This window comes from Pelatocladus sp. (assembly GCF_059505505.1).
Genome location: NZ_JCACKS010000117.1, coordinates 1 through 261, shown reverse-complemented (window position 1 = coordinate 261; position 261 = coordinate 1). Strand labels below are relative to the sequence as shown.

The 261-nt window shown below is 45.2% G+C and carries 1 protein-coding gene; it reads right to left on the bottom strand.

From position 1 onward, the window contains the following. Positions 1-8: 8 nt before the first annotated feature. A partial coding sequence (locus AC5JMK_RS10755; RefSeq protein ID WP_495910061.1) for a hypothetical protein occupies positions 9-261 on the bottom strand: 253 nt, incomplete at its 5' end.

Genomic DNA, 261 nt, shown 5'->3' with positions numbered 1-261 from the left:
TCCAACAATCAAAAAACACCCATACAGACAGACACAAGCAACCAAAAGAAAGTAGATACTCCACCACCTGTTCCTGATTCTGCCACACCAAACACAAGTGACAAACCGAAATCAGGTACATCTACACCTCCATCCAACTCAACAGGTTCAAACCCAACCCCAGAACCACAAACATCTACACCTCCATCCAACTCAACAGGTTCAAACCCAACCCCAGAACCACAAACATCTACACCTCCATCCAACTCAACAGGTTCAAAC